General features: G+C 50.5%; 22 protein-coding genes. 9 read left to right on the top strand and 13 right to left on the bottom strand.

Annotated elements, in window-relative coordinates:
- The first annotated feature begins 4 nt into the window (after positions 1–4).
- Both thiP and thiQ read left to right on the top strand, forming a co-directional pair.
- Positions 5–1600: a thiamine/thiamine pyrophosphate ABC transporter permease ThiP gene (gene thiP / locus UF06_RS18290; RefSeq protein ID WP_045571722.1), complete on the top strand. Its 1596-nt coding sequence runs from the start codon at positions 5–7 to the stop codon at positions 1598–1600.
- The gene (thiQ, locus tag UF06_RS18285) at positions 1594–2298 is read left to right on the top strand and encodes a thiamine ABC transporter ATP-binding protein (protein ID WP_045571721.1); all 705 of its coding nucleotides are present in this window, start codon (positions 1594–1596) and stop codon (positions 2296–2298) included. The genes thiP and thiQ overlap by 7 nt, the downstream gene beginning before the upstream one ends.
- A 51-nt stretch (positions 2299–2349) precedes the next feature.
- Here the strand turns inward: thiQ and yjgA are convergent, their stop codons facing one another.
- Entirely contained in the window at positions 2350–2889 is a 540-nt protein-coding gene (gene yjgA / locus UF06_RS18280) for a ribosome biogenesis factor YjgA (RefSeq protein ID WP_045571720.1), read from the bottom strand.
- Positions 2890–3006: 117 nt separating this feature from the next.
- Between yjgA and pmbA the strand changes: the two genes are divergently transcribed.
- On the top strand, positions 3007–4350 hold the full coding sequence (pmbA, locus tag UF06_RS18275) for a metalloprotease PmbA (RefSeq protein WP_045571719.1): 1344 nt from the start codon (positions 3007–3009) through the stop codon (positions 4348–4350).
- 92 nt (positions 4351–4442) lie between these two features.
- Here the strand turns inward: pmbA and mgtE are convergent, their stop codons facing one another.
- From mgtE to UF06_RS18215, 12 genes are all read right to left on the bottom strand, one after another.
- Complete coding sequence (gene mgtE, locus UF06_RS18270) at positions 4443–5798, bottom strand: magnesium transporter (RefSeq protein ID WP_045571718.1); 1356 nt, start codon at positions 5796–5798, stop codon at positions 4443–4445.
- A 134-nt stretch (positions 5799–5932) separates the two neighbouring features.
- Complete coding sequence (locus tag UF06_RS18265) at positions 5933–6208, bottom strand: HPr family phosphocarrier protein (RefSeq protein WP_045571717.1); 276 nt, start codon at positions 6206–6208, stop codon at positions 5933–5935.
- A 2-nt stretch (positions 6209–6210) separates the two neighbouring features.
- The gene (rapZ, locus tag UF06_RS18260; protein ID WP_045571716.1) at positions 6211–7074 is read right to left on the bottom strand and encodes an RNase adapter RapZ; all 864 of its coding nucleotides are present in this window, start codon (positions 7072–7074) and stop codon (positions 6211–6213) included.
- A 3-nt stretch (positions 7075–7077) separates the two neighbouring features.
- Positions 7078–7536, bottom strand: coding sequence for a PTS IIA-like nitrogen regulatory protein PtsN (ptsN, locus tag UF06_RS18255; RefSeq protein ID WP_039430679.1), 459 nt, complete (start codon positions 7534–7536; stop codon positions 7078–7080).
- Between the two features lie 2 nt (positions 7537–7538).
- Positions 7539–7826, bottom strand: a complete 288-nt coding sequence (gene hpf, locus UF06_RS18250) for a ribosome hibernation promoting factor (protein ID WP_039430676.1) — start codon at positions 7824–7826, stop codon at positions 7539–7541.
- Between the two features lie 23 nt (positions 7827–7849).
- Positions 7850–9313: an RNA polymerase factor sigma-54 gene (locus tag UF06_RS18245; RefSeq protein WP_045571715.1), complete on the bottom strand. Its 1464-nt coding sequence runs from the start codon at positions 9311–9313 to the stop codon at positions 7850–7852.
- Between the two features lie 49 nt (positions 9314–9362).
- Entirely contained in the window at positions 9363–10088 is a 726-nt protein-coding gene (gene lptB / locus UF06_RS18240) for an LPS export ABC transporter ATP-binding protein (protein ID WP_039430672.1), read from the bottom strand.
- 1 nt (position 10089) lies between these two features.
- Positions 10090–10584 (bottom strand): lipopolysaccharide transport periplasmic protein LptA, encoded by a 495-nt coding sequence (lptA, locus tag UF06_RS18235; protein ID WP_045571714.1) that lies wholly within the window; start codon positions 10582–10584, stop codon positions 10090–10092.
- Complete coding sequence (gene lptC, locus UF06_RS18230; RefSeq protein WP_045571713.1) at positions 10565–11128, bottom strand: LPS export ABC transporter periplasmic protein LptC; 564 nt, start codon at positions 11126–11128, stop codon at positions 10565–10567. The genes lptA and lptC overlap by 20 nt, the downstream gene beginning before the upstream one ends.
- Positions 11125–11682, bottom strand: a complete 558-nt coding sequence (gene kdsC, locus UF06_RS18225; RefSeq protein ID WP_045571712.1) for a 3-deoxy-manno-octulosonate-8-phosphatase KdsC — start codon at positions 11680–11682, stop codon at positions 11125–11127. The genes lptC and kdsC overlap by 4 nt, the downstream gene beginning before the upstream one ends.
- Entirely contained in the window at positions 11682–12653 is a 972-nt protein-coding gene (gene kdsD / locus UF06_RS18220) for an arabinose-5-phosphate isomerase KdsD (protein WP_045571711.1), read from the bottom strand. Before kdsD ends, kdsC begins: the two co-directional genes overlap by 1 nt.
- Positions 12654–12674: 21 nt before the next feature.
- Positions 12675–13640 (bottom strand): calcium/sodium antiporter, encoded by a 966-nt coding sequence (locus tag UF06_RS18215; RefSeq protein ID WP_045571710.1) that lies wholly within the window; start codon positions 13638–13640, stop codon positions 12675–12677.
- Between the two features lie 315 nt (positions 13641–13955).
- Here UF06_RS18215 and mlaF point away from each other — a divergent pair, with 315 nt between their 5' ends.
- From mlaF to ibaG, 6 genes are read left to right on the top strand one after another with little or no spacing between them, the layout of a single operon-like run.
- Positions 13956–14759 (top strand): phospholipid ABC transporter ATP-binding protein MlaF, encoded by an 804-nt coding sequence (gene mlaF / locus UF06_RS18210; protein ID WP_045571709.1) that lies wholly within the window; start codon positions 13956–13958, stop codon positions 14757–14759.
- Positions 14752–15540, top strand: coding sequence for a lipid asymmetry maintenance ABC transporter permease subunit MlaE (gene mlaE, locus UF06_RS18205; protein WP_045571708.1), 789 nt, complete (start codon positions 14752–14754; stop codon positions 15538–15540). Before mlaF ends, mlaE begins: the two co-directional genes overlap by 8 nt.
- 2 nt (positions 15541–15542) lie before the next feature.
- The gene (gene mlaD / locus UF06_RS18200; protein WP_045571707.1) at positions 15543–16031 is read left to right on the top strand and encodes an outer membrane lipid asymmetry maintenance protein MlaD; all 489 of its coding nucleotides are present in this window, start codon (positions 15543–15545) and stop codon (positions 16029–16031) included.
- A gap of 2 nt (positions 16032–16033) precedes the next feature.
- A complete protein-coding gene (locus UF06_RS18195) occupies positions 16034–16669 on the top strand; it encodes a phospholipid-binding protein MlaC (protein WP_045571706.1) in 636 nt (211 codons plus the stop codon).
- Complete coding sequence (locus UF06_RS18190; protein ID WP_045571705.1) at positions 16669–16986, top strand: lipid asymmetry maintenance protein MlaB; 318 nt, start codon at positions 16669–16671, stop codon at positions 16984–16986. Before UF06_RS18195 ends, UF06_RS18190 begins: the two co-directional genes overlap by 1 nt.
- A 3-nt stretch (positions 16987–16989) precedes the next feature.
- Positions 16990–17244, top strand: coding sequence for a BolA family iron metabolism protein IbaG (gene ibaG / locus UF06_RS18185; protein ID WP_045571704.1), 255 nt, complete (start codon positions 16990–16992; stop codon positions 17242–17244).
- The last annotated feature ends 2 nt before the right edge of the window (positions 17245–17246 follow it).

The raw sequence follows: 17246 nt of genomic DNA, 5'->3' as shown, positions 1-17246 counted from the left end.
CCCGTTGAATTCTGTACCTAAAGCGGGCATTGGGGTCGCGGTGATGATCGCGACCTTTGTTATTGCTGCGCTGGCAGCGCTCCTTTCTACGGCGCCCTCGCTGGATGTGAGCGTCATCTGGCGCGATCCTTACTATCGTCATGTCACCCAGTTCAGTTTTTGGCAGGCTTTTTTGTCGATGCTGCTGAGCGTCAGTTTGGCGATCCCGGTGGCGCATGCGTTGGCCAAACGACGTTTTCCTGGCCGCGCTCTGCTGTTGAAGCTGTTTGCCTCAACGCTGGTTTTACCGGTGTTGGTCGGGGTGTTTGGCCTTTTGGCGATTTATGGCAACAGTGGTTGGCTGGTGAATCTGTTGCAACAAGCGGGCTACTTGAACTCGTTTTCCATCTACGGTTTGAGTGGCATTTTGCTTGCCCACGTGTTTTTCAATCTGCCGTATGCGGCCCGTTTGCTGCTACAAGCGCTGGAATCGATCCCGGCAGAGCAGCATAAACTGGCGGCTCACCTCGGTATGTCACCTTGGGATAAATTTCGCTTTGTTGAATGGCCAAGGCTGCGTCAACAACTGCCGCATGTCGGTGGCTTGGTGTTTATGCTCTGTTTTACCAGTTTCGCTACTGTGATGGCGCTGGGCGGTGGGCCGAAATCCACCACCATTGAGCTGGCTATCTATCAGGCGATCAAATTCGATTTCGATCTGCAAAGCGGAGCCATTCTGGCTATCTGGCAAATGTTGCTGTGCAGCGTTTTGGCGCTGGCGCTACAAAAATTGGCGCGTCCTTTATCGGTTTCTGCGGGCAGTCGCAGCGAGTCACCTTTTTTAGTGCGCGACAGCGGCCTGCTGCGTGTTTGGGACTACGCTTGGATTTTGGCCGCCGCGCTTTTGGTGTTACCGCCGCTGCTGATGGTACTGCTTTCTGGGGCGAATGGCAAAGTGGTTGACGTGCTGGCTGATGCTCGCTTTTGGTCGGCACTTGGCGCATCGCTGCAAGTCGCACTGCTTTCTGCCACACTCGCAGTGGCGGCAGGCATGGCGATTCTCTCGTCCAGTCGCATCTGGCGTATTGGAGAACGTCGTCATCGCGCGGATGGTTTGGAGATGGTGGGCACCATCGTCTTAGTCACCCCGGGGCTGGTCATTAGTACGGGCGTTTTCTTGCTGCTGCGCAGCGTGACCGACGTTTTTAGCTTAGCGTTAGTGGTGGTGGTTTTGGTCAATAGCTTGATGGCGCTGCCGTACGCGATCAAAACCTTGGCTCAGCCAATGTTGCACATTGAGCAGCAGTACCAATATTTGTGTGCCAGTTTAGGTATACGTGGCCTAAACCGCTTGCGGGTGATTGAGCTGCGCGCGCTGTCGAAACCGCTCGCTTCAGCGTTTGCGCTCTGTTTTATGTTTGCGATTGGCGATCTTAGCGCGATTGCGCTGTTTGGTAGTCAAGAGTTTCGCACGCTGCCTTTATACCTTTTCCAACTGCTGGGCAGTTACCAGATGGAATCGGCCGCAGTGGTCTCGCTCACTTTACTGCTGCTCAGTGTTGGCTGTTTTGCCCTGACCGAACGTCTATTTACCACCCGCGTTAGTGAGGAATCATGTTAACTCTCAATCAGGTGAAGTATTACTATCACGATGCGCTGTTTCACTTTGATCTACAGGTCGCGCAAGGGGAGATCGTCGCGCTGATGGGCCCAAGTGGGGCGGGCAAATCGACGCTGTTGGCGCTGCTGGCCGGGTTTATTGAACCGCAATCGGGAGAGATGGCGGTCAGCGGACTCTCTTTACTCCACAAGCCGCCTTATCAGCGTCCGTTTTCCATGTTGTTTCAAGAGCACAATCTCTTTTCTCATCTCACGGTGGAGCAAAATATTGCTTTGGGCTTACAGCCCGGGCTCAAATTGAGCTCTGCCGAGCGCAAGCAGGTGCGGCAGGCCGCAGAACAAGTGGGCATTGCGCCTTATTTGTCGCGTTTGCCGCAACAATTGTCGGGAGGGCAACGTCAACGCGTGGCGCTGGCAAGGTGCTTTGTGCAGCCCAATCCGATCTGGCTGTTGGATGAGCCTTTTTCGGCGCTCGATCCGGTTTTACGTGAAGAGATGTTGGCACTGGTGAAACATCTCGCCAAGGAACGCAATATCACCGTCTTGATGGTGACGCACCATGTGAGTGATGCTCGCGCGATTGCCAGCCATTTTGCCTACATTGCTAATGGTCACGTTGAGCAGTTCGGCCCCATGGCGCAGTTGACCACCGCACATGCGAATCGCGCCTTAGCTGAGTTTGTTCAGGCGGGCAGTTAACGGTTGAAACGTAGATAAGAAAAAGGTTGGCACAGGGCCAACCTTTGTTTTTTACAACGATGAAGCGATCGCTTCGTCGTTAAGCTGTTTCAGGATTTGGAAAATTTCGCGAAACGCTTTGGGCGGTTTGTTGTTTTGCTTCTCTTTGGCGGCGGTACGAGCGAGCTGACGCAAGCGCTGACGATCCGCGGATGGATAGAGTTCCACCACGTCATCGATCGCGTTGTCACCTTCGGCAATCACGCGATCACGCAGCGTTTCTAACTTGTGCAGCACGGCCGTGTTTTGTGAATGCTTGTTACGAAGTTTATCCAACGCCGCTTGAATCGGTTCTGGATCTTCTTGACGCATTACCTTGCCAATGTACTGCAGTTGGCGACGACGCGCTTCGTTTTTAAAACGTTGCGCATCTTTGATTGCCTCGAGCAAATCTTCACTGATCGGAAATTTCGCCAATACGGAAGGTTTGAGTTCAACCAACTCTTCCCCCAGTTTTTGCAACTCATCCATATCGCGTTTCATCTCAGATTTGCTGACTATGATGATTTCTTCTTCTGGTTCCCATGGCGCTTTTTGGTTTTTACGAGCCATCTTTTCTGCCTATGTCACTTTCTCTCAATAAGATTAGCCCCATTTTAACAAGAATCGTGGGGAGAAAGCGAAATTCTTGTTATTCTTAGCCTATCGCTCATCAAAGATTATTGAGATATGGATGTAAAACAGCAAGTTGCTCAACAGAGAATTGAGCTTGAAGCCGCCGTTGCCAGAGCGCTGGAGCTCGCGGCGCAACAGTCCGACGCTGCGGAAGTCGCGATCACTAAGACGACCGGGCTCAGTGTCTCTACTCGTATGTGTGAAGTCGAAAATGTCGAGTTCAACAGTGATGGCGCGCTTGGCATTACCGTCTACCGTGGCCAGCGTAAAGGCAGCGCCTCGACCTCGGATCTGAGTGAAAAAGCGATTCAGCAAACCGTATTGGCGGCGTTGGATATTGCGCTGTACACCTCGGAAGATCCCTGTTCCGGCCCGGCTCCGGCCGAGTTGATGGTCAAGGATATCCCAGATCTTGACCTCTTCCACCCAGACACGCCTGACCCAGATTACGCAGCGAAGATTGCCATTGCGGCCGAGCGTGAAGCGCTGAGTTATAGCGACAAAATTAAGCAGAGCGATGGCGCAAGCTATGACAGCCACTATGGTGTGCGCGTGTATGGCAATAGCCACGGCTTGCTAGCGAGCTATGCCTCAAGCCGTCACAGCATCAGTTGCTGTGTGATTGGTGAGGGCAAAAATGGCGAGATGGAACGCGATTACAGCTATACCGTGGCGCGTCATCGTGATGACATGTGGACGCCAGAGCAAGTCGGTCAAGAAGCGGCGGAGAAAACCATTCAACGCTTGGATGCGCGTAAGCTGAAAACGGGTAAGTTCCCGGTGATGTTTGCTCCGGATGTAGCCACGGGTTTGATGGGCCACTTAGTGATGGCGATCAGCGGTGGCAATCTCTATCGTAAATCTTCTTTCTTGCTCGATAAATTGGGTCATCAGGTGCTACCTGAGTGGTTCAATATCAGCGAGCGCCCGCATATTCTACGCGGTCTGGCTTCAAGCCCATTTGATAGCGAAGGCGTGGTCACTCAAGATAGAGAGATCATTACCGACGGCGTGTTGGCCACTTACCTGTTGACCAGTTACGCGGCGCGCAAAATGAACATGGCACCAACGGGTCACGCCGGCGGTATCCACAACTGGTTTGTGACATCAACCGGGCAGACTTTTAGTCAGATGCTCAAGGAGCTCGGCACGGGGTTACTGGTTACTGAAGTGATGGGACAAGGTGTCAACGTGGTGACGGGTGACTACTCCCGCGGCGCGGCTGGTTTCTGGGTAGAAAATGGTGAAATCCAATACCCAGTTTCAGAGATTACCATTGCTGGCAATCTCAAAGAGATGTTCACTCGCATTGTCGCGGTCGGCAGTGATGTGGAAACGCGCTCGCAGATTCAAACAGGCTCGATTTTGTTAGAGTCGATGAAAATTGCGGGTGAATAGCCATCGGTTGTCTCGCAATAAAAAAGCGCTAAAAACAAACAAGGTTGCCGATGGGCAACCTTTTTAATGTGTTTGGATTGGGCTGGTAAAAGTCAGATCAAAATGGTGGCCAGCCCAAGAAAAACCGACAATCCGATCACATCGGTAACGGTGGTTAGTGCCATGCCGCCAGCCAGTGCCGGGTCGATATTCATCTTTTTCAGCAGAATCGGGATAGACACTCCAGCGATGCCAGCAACAATCAGGTTGGTCATCATCGCGGCAGAAATGATCCCACCGAGCACCCAATTGCCTTTCCACGCGACCACGATGCCGCCGATAATCAGCGCCCACATCACGCCATTGAGAAAACCAATCGCAGCCTCTTTCATCAAGAGTTCTCGGCGGTTGGAGTCACCAATGTGACCCAGCGCCAAGCCACGAATCACCAGTGCAACGGTTTGGTTACCGGCCACACCGCCCATCGAAGGCACTATGGTCATCAGGACCGCGATGGCCGCCATTTGATCCAGTGTGGCTTCAAACATGTTGGAAACCGAAGCGGCAGCGAGGGCGGCGAGCACGTTCGCGCCGAGCCAAACGCTGCGTTTACGCGCCGATTTGACCACAGGCGCAAAGGTGTCTTCTTCATCATTCAGGCCCGCCATACTCATCATCGAGTGCTCGGCGTCTTCACGAATCACATCGACCACGTCATCGATGGTAATACGCCCCACCAGATGGTAGTTCTCATCAATCACCGGTGCAGAGATCCAGTTGCGTCGCTCAAACAGGCTTGCGACATCGGAATCGCTGGTATCAACCGCAATGGCATCATCGACATCTTCCATCACTTCGCTGACTTTCACGTCTGGCTGAGTAGTAATCAGCGCGGTGATGGAGAGCTCGCCTATCAGCTTGCTCTCTTCATCGATCACATACAGAGCATCGGTGTTTTCTGGCAGTTCCCCTTTCATACGCAGGTAGCGCAGGACTACGTCAACGTCGACGTCACCACGAATGGTGATAACGTCGGTGTTCATCAATCCGCCCGCGGTGTCTTCCGGATAGGAAAGTGCAGTTTCAACCCGCAAGCGGTCGGCTGCATCCATCTGTGCCAAAACTTCACGAGAAACGTTATCTGGCAAGCTACGCAGAACGTAAGCGACGTCATCGGTATCCATGCCTTCGGTGGCTTCAGCGAGCGCTTCAGGGGCCATTTTGGAGACAAGGTTGTCTTTGACGTCTTCGCTGAGCTCATCGAGAATTTCACCGTAATCTTCAGGGTCGGTGAGCTGCCAGAGCACTTCACGACTTTTACGCGGGGAAGCTTCTAAAAGGTGGGCGATATCTTCGGGTTCCATGTCCTGAAGTTGACGGCGGACATGGACGAAGCGGCCGTTTTCCAGCGCTTCGGTGACTTCTTGGAGGGCTTGGTGAGCTTGGTCGAATTCTATTTGCTCTGCCATTGTGACCCCCTGATTCCTGGATATTTACAATGCTTTGAATAATAACTTAATTCTATACGCAAGTAACCAGAAGATGCGAGTTTCATCAACAAATCTTGCAGTAGTCAGAGTAACGCTTGCATCACATTGACGAATTACTCGCCTTCATCAAATTTGTCTTCGATCAGGTGGCAAATCGCGTCTAAGGCGATTTGTGCTTGTGGGCCTTTGGCGTGAATGGTGACATATTGCCCTTGCGCCGATTCCAACATTAGCAGGCCCATAACGCTGTCAGCCGCGGCGGTTTTGTCCTCTTCATTGTCGATGGTGACTTCGGCTTCAAAGCTTTGCGCCAGCTCGACCAGCTTCACAGCCGCGCGTGCATGTAGACCCAAACGATTCTGTATCAATACCTTGCGACTCTGTTCCACGGCTATTCCTTGTTGCGCTTTTCTAATCCAGTGTGACGAATTCGTACTTTGTGCCCAAGCTCGGCAAAATATTCACCAATTTGTTGAGTTAAGTACACGGAGCGATGTTTTCCGCCAGTACAGCCAATCGCCACAGTGAGGTAGCTGCGATTGTTCTTTTCCAGCATCGGTAGCCAATGTTCGATAAAGCTTTCAATTTGATGCTTGAGTTCTAACACTTCTTCGTGGCGCTCTAAAAACGCTTTGATCGGGCCATCCAGACCAGTCATGGGCCGCAGTGATGGTTCCCAATGCGGGTTTGGTAGGAAGCGCACATCAAACACATAATCCGCGTCGGTTGGCAGGCCATATTTAAAGCCGAAGGATTCAAACACCATGATCAGTTCTTTACGTTCATGACCTTCGACTCGAGTGCGAATGGTTTCGCTCAGTTCATGCAGAGATTGATTGCTGCTGTCGAGCAGGATATCGGCAATCTCTCGCAATGGTTTCAGTATCTTCTTCTCTTGATCAATCGCTTGATCGAGCGTATGAGTATGTTCACCCTTAGAAAGTGGATGGATGCGGCGAGTTTCACTATAGCGCTTGAGCAACGTTTCTTTGTCGGCATCGAGAAAAACCACCGAAACATCGAGGCTCTCTTTAAGCTTTTTTAGTGTCGCGGAAAGCTCCTTCATGCGCTTGGGAATGTTGCGAATATCGATACTGACCGCGACATTTTGCTTGCTTTCGGCGATGGACTGAACAAACGCGTCGAGCAGATTGACTGGCAGGTTATCGACACAGTAGTAACCGAGATCTTCCAGAACCCGCAAAGCAACGCTTTTGCCTGCTCCGGAGTGTCCACTGACGATGATGAGTCGCATCGCTTAGGCGTCCTGTTGCTCGCTGACCATGATATCGTACAACTCTTGGTCGCTTTTGGCATTGCGCAACATTTTCAACACCTGTTTGTCGCTCAGGCGTTCTGCCATTGAGGAAAGGGTTTTCAGATGTTCTTTGCACTGTTCTTCTGGCACCAAAAGAGCGAATAAAAGGTCGACCGGACGGTTGTCGATGGCGTCAAACTCTATCGGCTGCTCACATTGCAGTAAAACGGCGACCGCGTGGTCAGCGGACGTCATGCGTGCGTGGGGAATGGCAATACCGTTACCGATACCCGTGCTGCCCATTTTTTCTCGACTGAGCATACACTCAAACAAGGCAGTGGAATCTTGGCCAGTGTGTTCCGCAACGAGGTTGCTGATGATTTCGAGGGCTCTTTTCTTGCTAGAGCACTGAACTGCACTCTTGGTGCAGTTCAGTGAAAGTATTGTGCTAAGTTGCATGGTTAATGACTGTTAAGTTTTTCTTTGTGTTTGTTTAACTGGCGGACGAGTTTATCGACCAGGGAGTCTATGGCAGCGTACATGTTTTCATCGTCGGATGAGGCATGAATTTCACCGTGATTAACGTGGAGCGTAGCTTCAGCGATTTGGTGAATTTTTTCAACTTTCAGGACCACTTGGATACTGTTGATGTGGTCGAAAAATCGCTCAAGCTTATCAAACTTGGAGTGAACATAGTCTTGCATTGAATCGGTAAGATCAACGTGATGGCCTTGGATATTGATTTGCATAGACTTTCCTTTTCAGTTGTGGCCTAAAGCAGGCGTTTGCGCTGACTTGAAGGGGCAATGCCTAAGGACTCCCGGTACTTGGCAATCGTTCGCCGAGCGACTTGAATCCCTTGGTCAGCCAGTAGCGCAGCAATTTTGCTATCACTCAACGGTTTGGCAATGTTTTCTGCCGCCACCAGTTTTTTGATGAGTGCGCGGATTGCTGTCGATGAACACTCTCCTCCGTTGTCGGTACTCACATGACTGGAGAAGAAATACTTCAATTCAAAAATCCCTCTGGGGGTATGCATGAACTTTTGCGTGGTCACGCGGGAGATAGTTGACTCATGCATCTCAACCGCCATAGCCACATCATTCAGCACCATGGGTTTCATTGCTTCTTCCCCATACTCGAAGAAATCGTGCTGATGTTCAACTATGCATCGTGCAACTTTGAGCAGTGTCTCGTTTCTACTCTCTAGGCTTTTTATTAGCCATTTTGCTTCTTGCAAATTGCTGCGAATGTACTGGCTATCGGCGCTGTTTCCACGTCCCAAATGGGCATATTGTTGATTCACTTTGAGCTTTGGAATGCTGTCGGGATTGATCGCCACGCTCCACTTACCGCTCTCTTTAAACACAGACACATCCGGAATGACGTATTCGGCTTCGCTCGGGTTGATCTTGCTGCCAGGTCTTGGGTCTAGCTGCTGGATCAGTTTTAGCGCTTCGCGCAGATCTTCTTCTTTGAGTTTAGCTTCTTTAACGATCAGCTTGTAATCACGGTTGCCTAACGCCTCAATGTGCTCCAGCAGAACTAACTTGGCCTCGGTTAACCATGGCGTTTCGGCTGGAAACGTGGCGAGTTGTAACAATAAACACTCTTGCAGGTTTTGCGAGGCGACACCAAGCGGGTCAAATTGCTGAATGCGTTTTCTCACCGCTTCCACTTCATCCAGCTCAATGTCGCTGCTGTTTAGGCTTTCTAAAATCTCTTCTGGGCTGATGGTTAAGTAACCTGTGTCGTCCACGGCGTCGATGATGGCAAAGGCAATCATGCGATCGGTTTCACTGAACGGCGTAAGGTCGAGCTGCCACGATAGGTAGTCGTGCAGGGTTTCGGTGGTTTCCCCTTGATACACGGGCATGTCGTCGTCTAAGGCGATACCGGTATTACCTGTATTCGCGCTGTAAACATCATCCCAAGTGGTATCGATTTCCAGCTCGTTGCTAATTTCGGATTTCTCGATGATGTCTGAGCTGTCCGGCAAGTCGACTTCGGCGCTGAAATCATCAGAATCACTCCCTTCATTGCTGGGCTTGTCTTCATGGTTAGCTTGTGGCTCGTCATGGCTCTCCTCGACTTCAAGTAGAGGGTTGGATTCCAGTGCTTCCTGTATTTCCTGTTGAAGATCCAATGTCGACAGTTGCAGCAAGCGAATAGCCTGCTGAAGCTGCGGCGTCATGGCTAACTGTTGACCTAGCTTGAGTTGTAATGAGGGTTTCATTCAGTAGTTCTTACCTTGTTATTCCCAGAATCTGCCGTTGTTAATTTAATCATAGTCGGAATTGCTCGCCGAGATAAACTTGTTTTACTTGCTCATTGTTGAGAACTTGTTCCGGGGTTCCTTCGGCGATCAGGTGCCCTTGACTGACGATATACGCTTTCTCACATACGTCCAGTGTTTCGCGTACATTGTGGTCGGTGATGAGCACGCCAAGGCCGCGATCGCGCAGATGCTCAATAATCTTTTTGATGTCGATGACAGAGATGGGGTCAACCCCTGCAAACGGTTCGTCCAGCAGGATGAACTGAGGATTGGCTGCCAGAGCTCGGGCGATTTCGACTCGGCGTCTCTCACCGCCAGATAGCGCCATGCCCGCACTTTGTCGAATATGCTGAATGTGAAATTCTTCCAGCAGATCTTCGAGTTTGTCTTGGCGTTCTTCGCGAGTGAGCTCGTTGCGCGTTTGCAACACGGCCATGATGTTGTCTTCCACAGAAAGCTTGCGAAAAATCGAGGCTTCCTGAGGAAGATAACCAATGCCTAATTTAGAACGGCTGTGCATCGGTAGGATACTGATGTCTTGATCGTCAATACTGATGGTGCCAGCATCGCGCGGCACTAGGCCCACAATCATATAAAAAGAGGTGGTTTTGCCTGCACCGTTGGGCCCAAGCAAGCCAACGATCTGCCCTGATTCGACTTGCAAGCTGACGTCAGTGACGACTTTTCTCTTTTTGTAGCTCTTAGCGAGATTTTTTGCTCTCAGAACGGCCATGTTAGTTATTCGCCTGACTTGGTTGTAATACGGTAGTGACGCGCTCATTGTTTGAGCTGTCGGCAATCAATTTCTGCTGCGCGATTTGGTATTTGATCGACGAGCCTTTGATTACATTACCATCTTGAGACAGCTCCGCTTGGCCAAGCATCACCAACTGATCGGAAGTGACTTCGTAATCCAATTGGTTGGCTTTGCCACTTAGCGTGCGACCATCGTCTGTCAGTTGTGAAAACGTCGCGGGTTTACCAAATGCCTCAATTTTATGGATGGCGTTTTTTTCTTTGTCGCGGGTGACGACAATCCGCTCGGCGTTAATGCTAATGCTGCCTTGTTTGAGCGAGACATTCCCTTCAAAAATGACCTGATTGCTGCGCATATCTAATTGTTGAGAATTAGAATCGATGTAGACAGGTTGCTGAGTATCCGATTTGAGCGCAAAGGCGCTTGGGGCAGCTAAAACGAATGCAAAGAGGCTAAGGTGTAAGGGTCTCATATCTACCTTGAACTTTATTATACAGAGTGGCGGTATTGGTTTGCAGGTTGCCTTGCATTGCCGCTCCGCTTGTTTCAAATTGTGGGCCAACCAGCAGGACTTGCTGATCGGCGCGAAAATCACGATTGGCCAGATCAATCTCCAGCTTGGCGGTGGCCAGGGTATCAAAACCCGCATCCGGCAACAGATTTTGCATCAGGACATTATCGTAAAGGGTCAGAACCTGTTTCTCGTTGAGTACCGCGCGTTTGGCGCTGACTTTCCACTCTAACGCTTCGCCGTCACGGTAGATAGCCAGTGTCGGATTCTCAAAAATGGTATCACCGCTTTTGGCGTAGTGATCCAGATGCGACGACGCGATCTGGTGACTGCGTAGGCCATATTCATTGTAACTGGTGTTCTTCAGCGCCGTTCCACTGAATATTGGCAATTCAAGGTTAGGTGCCACCTGAATCGTCTGTGCTTCGCGTTGACTATATAAGTAATAAGCCGACCAAGACGCAACAAAAAAGAGCAGTACATATAGGATGCGGGCGACACTCATATACTCAAACCCTTGTGAGCATCCAGCTCATCGCGTGCCTGCAAAATCAGATCACACACTTCGCGGACGGCACCATGACCGCCTTTGATTCGGGTCACATAGTTGGCTCGTTGAGCGAGCAGTGGGTGACCATCGGCAACACATACTTGGAGTGCGACTTTTTCCATTACTGGCCAGTCTATCAGATCGTCACCAATATAACCTGTCTGCTGTGGGCTGATGGACAATTTGTCACAAATATCTGCATAGGCCTTCACTTTGTCATCTTGCCCTTGATAAATCAGGGAAATGCCTAAGGCTTTCATCCGATTTTCAACGATCTGTGAGCGGCGGCCCGTGATGATGGCGATTTCAATGCCGGCGTTCATCAACGATTTCACCCCATAGCCATCACGAGTATGGAATGTCTTCAACTCTTCACCGTCGTTACCCATGTAGATAAGGCCATCGGAAAAGACGCCATCCACATCGCAGATCAGCAGTTTGATCTCTTTGGCGATAGCAAAAACCGCCGACTCGACAGGGCCGTATAACGTTTCAACTGAGTGGGTCATTACATCACTCCGGCTTTAAGTAGGTCGTGCATGTTCAGCGCGCCGACCAATTTACCTTGTTGGCACAGCATCAAACCGTTAATTTTTTTCTTCTGCATCAAATTAAGCCCTTCGACTGCCAGCAGATTGGGATCCGCGACGGTTGGACGCTCCGTCATGACGTCGCCAATTTTCGCACTGTGAATGTCGATACGTTTATCGAGAATGCGGCGTAGATCGCCGTCGGTAAAAATACCGAGTAAGTGGTCACTTTCATCGACAATCGCTGTCATGCCAAGGCCTTTTTGCGAAATTTCCAACAGCGCATCACGCACCAAAGCCTCTGGGTTAACTTTAGGCAAGGCGTGACCTGTGTGCATAATATCGGACAACTTGAGGAGCAGTTTTCTCCCCAGTGCACCGCCAGGGTGTGACAGGGCGAAATCTTCGGCGGTAAAGCCTCTGGCTTGCAAAAGAGCAACCGCAATCGCATCGCCCATCACTAAGGTCGCGGTGGTGCTGGTGGTGGGGGCGAGTCCGAGTGGACAGGCTTCTTCTGGCACGGTGATCTGCAGGTGGAAATCCGCCAGCTTGGCCATGGTTGAACTTGGATTTCCGGTCATGCTGATAATGCGGATACTCAGCCGTTTGAGCACCGAAAAAAGCGCGAGAATTTCCGAAGATTCACCTGAGTTGGAGATCGCAAGCACGATATCACCACGTTCGATCATACCCAGGTCGCCATGCGCGGCTTCGCCTGGATGAACAAAAAATGCGGAGGTGCCCGTGCTGGCAAGCGACGCCGCAATCTTTTTGCCGATGTGACCTGATTTGCCCATGCCCATCACCACCACTTTGCCTTGATTGTGCAGCATTAGCTCGCAGGCTTGTTCAAACTGCTGATCAAAGTATTGCGCGAGTTGTTCTAGCCCCCGGATTTCCGTGGTTAAAACTTGCTGTGCGACGGTACGATAATCAAACGAAAGTGCCATGTTTACTCCTCAGCGGATCGATTAAGCGGTCATGTTCATCAATAGATAGCTTTGATAAGTGACAAAACAGATCATCAGGATGCCGCCTTCGATGCGACTGATACTGCGAGATTTACCCAGTGCCATGACCACGAGTAACAACGAAATAGCTAGCATCACCCAGAAATCGCGTCCCATCGCATATTCGCTTAAGACGGATGGGTTGAGAATGCCCGGTAATCCCATCACCGCAAGAATATTAAACACGTTAGAACCGATAATGTTGCCCACTGCCATGTCATCTTCGCCTTTGAGCACCCCAGCGAGAGACGCGGCGAGTTCTGGCAGGCTGGTGCCGACCGCGATAATGGTCAGGCCGATGACCAGATCACTCATACCAAAATGTTTGGCAATCACCACAGCATTATCGACCAGCATATCGGCGGCCAGAGGTAGCAATATCAGGCCGACGACGATCCACAGGCCAGCTTTGCCGTTGCTCACCCCTTGTGGGATTTCCGACTCTTGCTCGTCTAAGAATGCATCACCGCGCTGTTGCTCTTTTTTGCTGATCTGCAGCATGGCAAATAAAAATACACCGAAGAGAGCAAACAGTAGAATGCCTTCGTAAAACCCTAAGTGACTGTCCCAGAGCAAGATGCCAGACAGCACAGTCACGGCGATCATCAAAGGTAGCTCACGACGCACAATAGCAGAGCTGATCGACAACGGCTTAATCAAAGCAGTGATGCCGAGAATTAAGGCGATGTTGGCAATGTTTGAACCCAATACGTTCCCCACAGCGGTGTCGGTTTTGCCCTCTAACGCCGCAGTGGCCGAAACCATCATTTCTGGTGCTGACGAGCCCATGGCCAAAATGGTCATGCCGATCACCAGCGGTGAAATGCCCATGTTGCGAGCTAAAGCGGCAGAACCAAACACAAGTTTGTCTGCACTCCAGACCAGTAGAACAAGACCGACGATAAGTAGCGCGATGGCTTCGAGCATGATGATTCCCAGAAAGTTATATTGAGTTGAAGGTTTAACCGCTAATTTTGACTTTTTGAGTGAAAAAAGGGAAGACAAACAAGTAACAAATTACGACTGGATTAGGATTTCGTTAGCGCTTTATACAGCACGCCGTGCACTCGTGTATGCTTTACATTTGCTATCCTGCAGAGGATTGCAACGCCAATTTGTGTGCAAGATGTGACGATTCTGTGCGAGTTATTTAATCGAACAGTGCTTTTAATTACTAACTAATCTGCTTATGATGGCAACTCAAATTGAAGACCCATCTAACCAACACTGACAAGAGAGACTATGTCGAACAACGATTTAGTTACCATTAAAGGGCTGACTTTCTCCCGAGGCCAGCGGCTGATCTTTGATCACGTTGACCTTGAGGTTCCGAAAGGCAAAGTCACCGCGATCATGGGGCCGTCCGGAATTGGTAAAACCACCTTACTGCGTTTGATCGGCGGACAAATTTTGCCCGAAGCGGGCGAAATCTGGTTTGATGGTGACAATATCCCAGCGTTATCGCGCAGTAAGCTCTATCAAGCGCGCAAGAAAATGAGCATGCTGTTCCAGTCTGGGGCGCTGTTTACCGATCTCAACGTGTTTGACAACGTCGCTTTTCCGCTGCGAGAACACACCCAATTGTCTGAAGAACTGATTCGTACCTTAGTGCTGTTAAAGCTCGAAGCGGTCGGTTTGAGAGGGGCTTCGACCTTGATGCCAAGCGAACTCTCCGGAGGCATGGCTCGCCGCGCGGCGTTAGCGCGTGCGATTGCGCTCGATCCGGATTTGATCATGTTTGATGAGCCTTTTGTCGGCCAAGATCCGATCACCATGGGGGTATTGGTTGAGCTTATTCGCAATCTCAATCAGGCGCTTGGCGTGACTTCCATCGTCGTTTCCCACGACGTCCCTGAAGTGATGAGCATTGCTGACTGGGTCTATCTGCTGGCCGATGGCAAAGTGATTGCGAAAGGCACGCCGGAGGAGTTGCGAGACAACCGCGATCCGCGTGTCCAGCAATTTTTGCAGGGTGACGCCGATGGCCCGGTGCCATTTCGCTTTCCCGCCCAGAGCATTGAGAAGGATTTATTTGACCATGTCTGAATTGATCAACTTTGTCTCCGGGGTCGGACGCCGTTTGATGGCGATTTGCGAGTCATTTGGACGGGCGAGCCTGATGTTGTTCGGCGCAGTATTCACACGCCCGCAACCTCTGAAAAATCTGCCATTGTTAGTGAAGCAAGTCCACAGCGTCGGCGTACAATCGCTGGCGATCATCGTGGTTTCAGGCCTGTTTATCGGCATGGTGCTGAGCCTGCAAGGGTATGTGATTCTGGTCGATTACGGTGCCGAAGGCAGCTTAGGGCAGATGGTGGCACTCTCGCTACTGCGTGAGCTTGGCCCCGTGGTCACGGCATTGCTGTTTGCCGGACGAGCAGGTTCGGCACTCACGGCTGAAATTGGTTTGATGAAAGCCACCGAGCAGCTATCCAGCATGGAGATGATGGCGGTTGATCCGCTTAAGCGGGTGATTGCGCCTCGTTTGTGGGCTGGGCTAATCTCCATGCCGTTGCTGGCGATGATTTTTATGGCCGTCGGGATCTGGGGGGGGCAATTGGTTGGTGTCGATTGGAAAGGCATTGATCATGGCAGTTTCTGGTCGGCAATGCAGGCTTCGGTTGAGCTTGGGCAAGATATCGGCAATAGCATGATCAAGTGCGTTTTCTTTGCTATCACCGTCACCTGGATAGCGTTATTTAATGGATACGATGCCGTTCCAACTTCGGAAGGCATTAGCCGTGCGACAACGCGCACGGTGGTACACTCTTCTCTGGCAGTACTGGGGCTTGACTTCGTACTGACCGCACTGATGTTTGGGAACTAATCATGCAACAAACACGCAAAACAGAATTATGGGTTGGCAGTTTCGTCTTAGCAGGAATTTGCGCAATATTAGTGATGATTTTTCAGGTTGCTGACGTAAAAGGCTTAGGTTCAGGCGATAGTTACGCGCTCAAAGCGGAGTTCGATAACATTGGCAGCCTTAAAGTACGTTCACCGGTGAAAGTGGGTGGCGTGGTGATTGGCCGAGTCTCTTCTATCGAGCTTAACCCGCAGACCTTAGTACCGATTGTCACACTCTCGATCAGCAGCCGATACAACCAGTTTCCAGAGACGTCCAGTGTGCAGATTCTAACGTCGGGACTGATTGGTGAGCAGTATATCGGTCTGGTTCCGGGGTTTGTCTTTGACGACGAGCAAATGCTCAAAGACGGTGATTTCATTGAAGATACCAAGTCTGCCTTAGTGTTAGAAGATTTGATAGGACAAGTGCTCTACAGTGTAGGGAACAAAGAAGAGTCGAAGAAGGAATAACTATGTTGCAACGTTTATTCGTGGCAGTCACGTTACTGCTGCTGAGCGTCAATGTCTCAGCACAAGAGATCGATAAAACCGATCCTTATAAGATGATGAAGCAAGTTTCTCAGACAACCTTTCAGCGTTTGGCCGCCGATCAAGCGCTGATCCAGAAAAATCCTGAGCACCTCAAAGTGGTGGTCGAAGAGGAATTGATGCCTTACATCAACGACAAATACGCGGCGCTAAAATTATTAGGCCCCAATTTGAAAGGGGCGAAGCGAGAAGACGTAGGTGAGTTTATTACCGCGTTTCGTGCCTATTTGGTGACTTCTTACGCCCAAGTACTCACGCAATATACCGATCAGAAAGTCGAGTTTGGCCCAGAGCCGCCACTGGACGACTCGAAACGCATTACTAGCATTAAGGTCGATATCATTGACTCTCCAAGGCCGAACATCAAACTGGAGTTCAAGCTGCGTAAAGAAAAAGATGGTGAGTGGCAAGCGTTTGACATGGTGGCAGAAGGGATCAGTTTACTTTCTAGCAAACAGTCCGAGTGGAATGGCAAGATTCGCCAAGAGGGCGTGTTGGCCGTTGCAAAAGAACTGGAACAGTTGGCGGCGCAGCCAATCCGCTTCGAGGTAAAAAATTAATGGCGCAGGCACAATGGCAGCAAATCGCTGCAGATAAAATCGCTCTTCGCGGAGATTTAGATCGTGACGAAGTGCCGTCATTGTGGCAATTTGCCCAGCATTGGAAGCCCGGCGCGACGCAGGTGGAATGCTCTTTGGCTGAGATCAAACGGGTGGATTCTGCCGGAATGGTGATGCTAATTCACTTAATAGAGCATGCAAAACGACAAAACTGTCATATAATGCTCAGTTTCGTGCCAGCGCAGTTGCGCACACTGTTTCAACTAAGTAACGTCGAAACTGTGGTTGCCGGACATATTCAAAGTTATCAGGGGTAAATTGTGGATAGCGCAAAAGTACAGCAGTTACTAGAAGAAGCACTGAACCTTGAAGAGGTGCATGTAAAAGGTGAAGGTAGCCACTATGAAGTGGTTGCTGTGGACGCTCGTTTCGCTGAAATGAGCCGCGTTAAGAAACAACAAATGATTTACGCACCTCTTATGGAGTACATCCAGCGGAATGATATTCACGCTGTCTCGATTAAAACTTACACGCCAACTGAATGGGCCCGTGATAAGAAACTGATGTCTCTGTAAAG

The sequence above is a fragment of the Vibrio sp. S234-5 genome, assembly GCF_000960595.1.
GTDB lineage: Bacteria > Pseudomonadota > Gammaproteobacteria > Enterobacterales > Vibrionaceae > Vibrio.
The sequence above is the reverse complement of the archived record's forward strand: the minus strand, read 5'-3'. Positions and strand labels throughout refer to the sequence as shown.

Excerpts from the sequence above, each read along its gene's own strand:
- thiQ (WP_045571721.1), top strand. The coding sequence starts at position 1,594 with ATGTTAACTCTCAATCAGGTGAAGTATTACTATCACGATGCGCTGTTT.
- yjgA (WP_045571720.1), bottom strand. The coding sequence starts at position 2,889 with ATGGCTCGTAAAAACCAAAAAGCGCCATGGGAACCAGAAGAAGAAATC.
- pmbA (WP_045571719.1), top strand. The coding sequence starts at position 3,007 with ATGGATGTAAAACAGCAAGTTGCTCAACAGAGAATTGAGCTTGAAGCC.
- mgtE (WP_045571718.1), bottom strand. The coding sequence starts at position 5,798 with ATGGCAGAGCAAATAGAATTCGACCAAGCTCACCAAGCCCTCCAAGAA.
- rapZ (WP_045571716.1), bottom strand. The coding sequence starts at position 7,074 with ATGCGACTCATCATCGTCAGTGGACACTCCGGAGCAGGCAAAAGCGTT.
- ptsN (WP_039430679.1), bottom strand. The coding sequence starts at position 7,536 with ATGCAACTTAGCACAATACTTTCACTGAACTGCACCAAGAGTGCAGTT.
- hpf (WP_039430676.1), bottom strand. The coding sequence starts at position 7,826 with ATGCAAATCAATATCCAAGGCCATCACGTTGATCTTACCGATTCAATG.
- UF06_RS18245 (WP_045571715.1), bottom strand. The coding sequence starts at position 9,313 with ATGAAACCCTCATTACAACTCAAGCTAGGTCAACAGTTAGCCATGACG.
- lptB (WP_039430672.1), bottom strand. The coding sequence starts at position 10,088 with ATGGCCGTTCTGAGAGCAAAAAATCTCGCTAAGAGCTACAAAAAGAGA.
- lptA (WP_045571714.1), bottom strand. The coding sequence starts at position 10,584 with ATGAGACCCTTACACCTTAGCCTCTTTGCATTCGTTTTAGCTGCCCCA.
- lptC (WP_045571713.1), bottom strand. The coding sequence starts at position 11,128 with ATGAGTGTCGCCCGCATCCTATATGTACTGCTCTTTTTTGTTGCGTCT.
- kdsC (WP_045571712.1), bottom strand. The coding sequence starts at position 11,682 with ATGACCCACTCAGTTGAAACGTTATACGGCCCTGTCGAGTCGGCGGTT.
- kdsD (WP_045571711.1), bottom strand. The coding sequence starts at position 12,653 with ATGGCACTTTCGTTTGATTATCGTACCGTCGCACAGCAAGTTTTAACC.
- UF06_RS18215 (WP_045571710.1), bottom strand. The coding sequence starts at position 13,640 with ATGCTCGAAGCCATCGCGCTACTTATCGTCGGTCTTGTTCTACTGGTC.
- mlaF (WP_045571709.1), top strand. The coding sequence starts at position 13,956 with ATGTCGAACAACGATTTAGTTACCATTAAAGGGCTGACTTTCTCCCGA.
- mlaE (WP_045571708.1), top strand. The coding sequence starts at position 14,752 with ATGTCTGAATTGATCAACTTTGTCTCCGGGGTCGGACGCCGTTTGATG.
- mlaD (WP_045571707.1), top strand. The coding sequence starts at position 15,543 with ATGCAACAAACACGCAAAACAGAATTATGGGTTGGCAGTTTCGTCTTA.
- UF06_RS18195 (WP_045571706.1), top strand. The coding sequence starts at position 16,034 with ATGTTGCAACGTTTATTCGTGGCAGTCACGTTACTGCTGCTGAGCGTC.
- UF06_RS18190 (WP_045571705.1), top strand. The coding sequence starts at position 16,669 with ATGGCGCAGGCACAATGGCAGCAAATCGCTGCAGATAAAATCGCTCTT.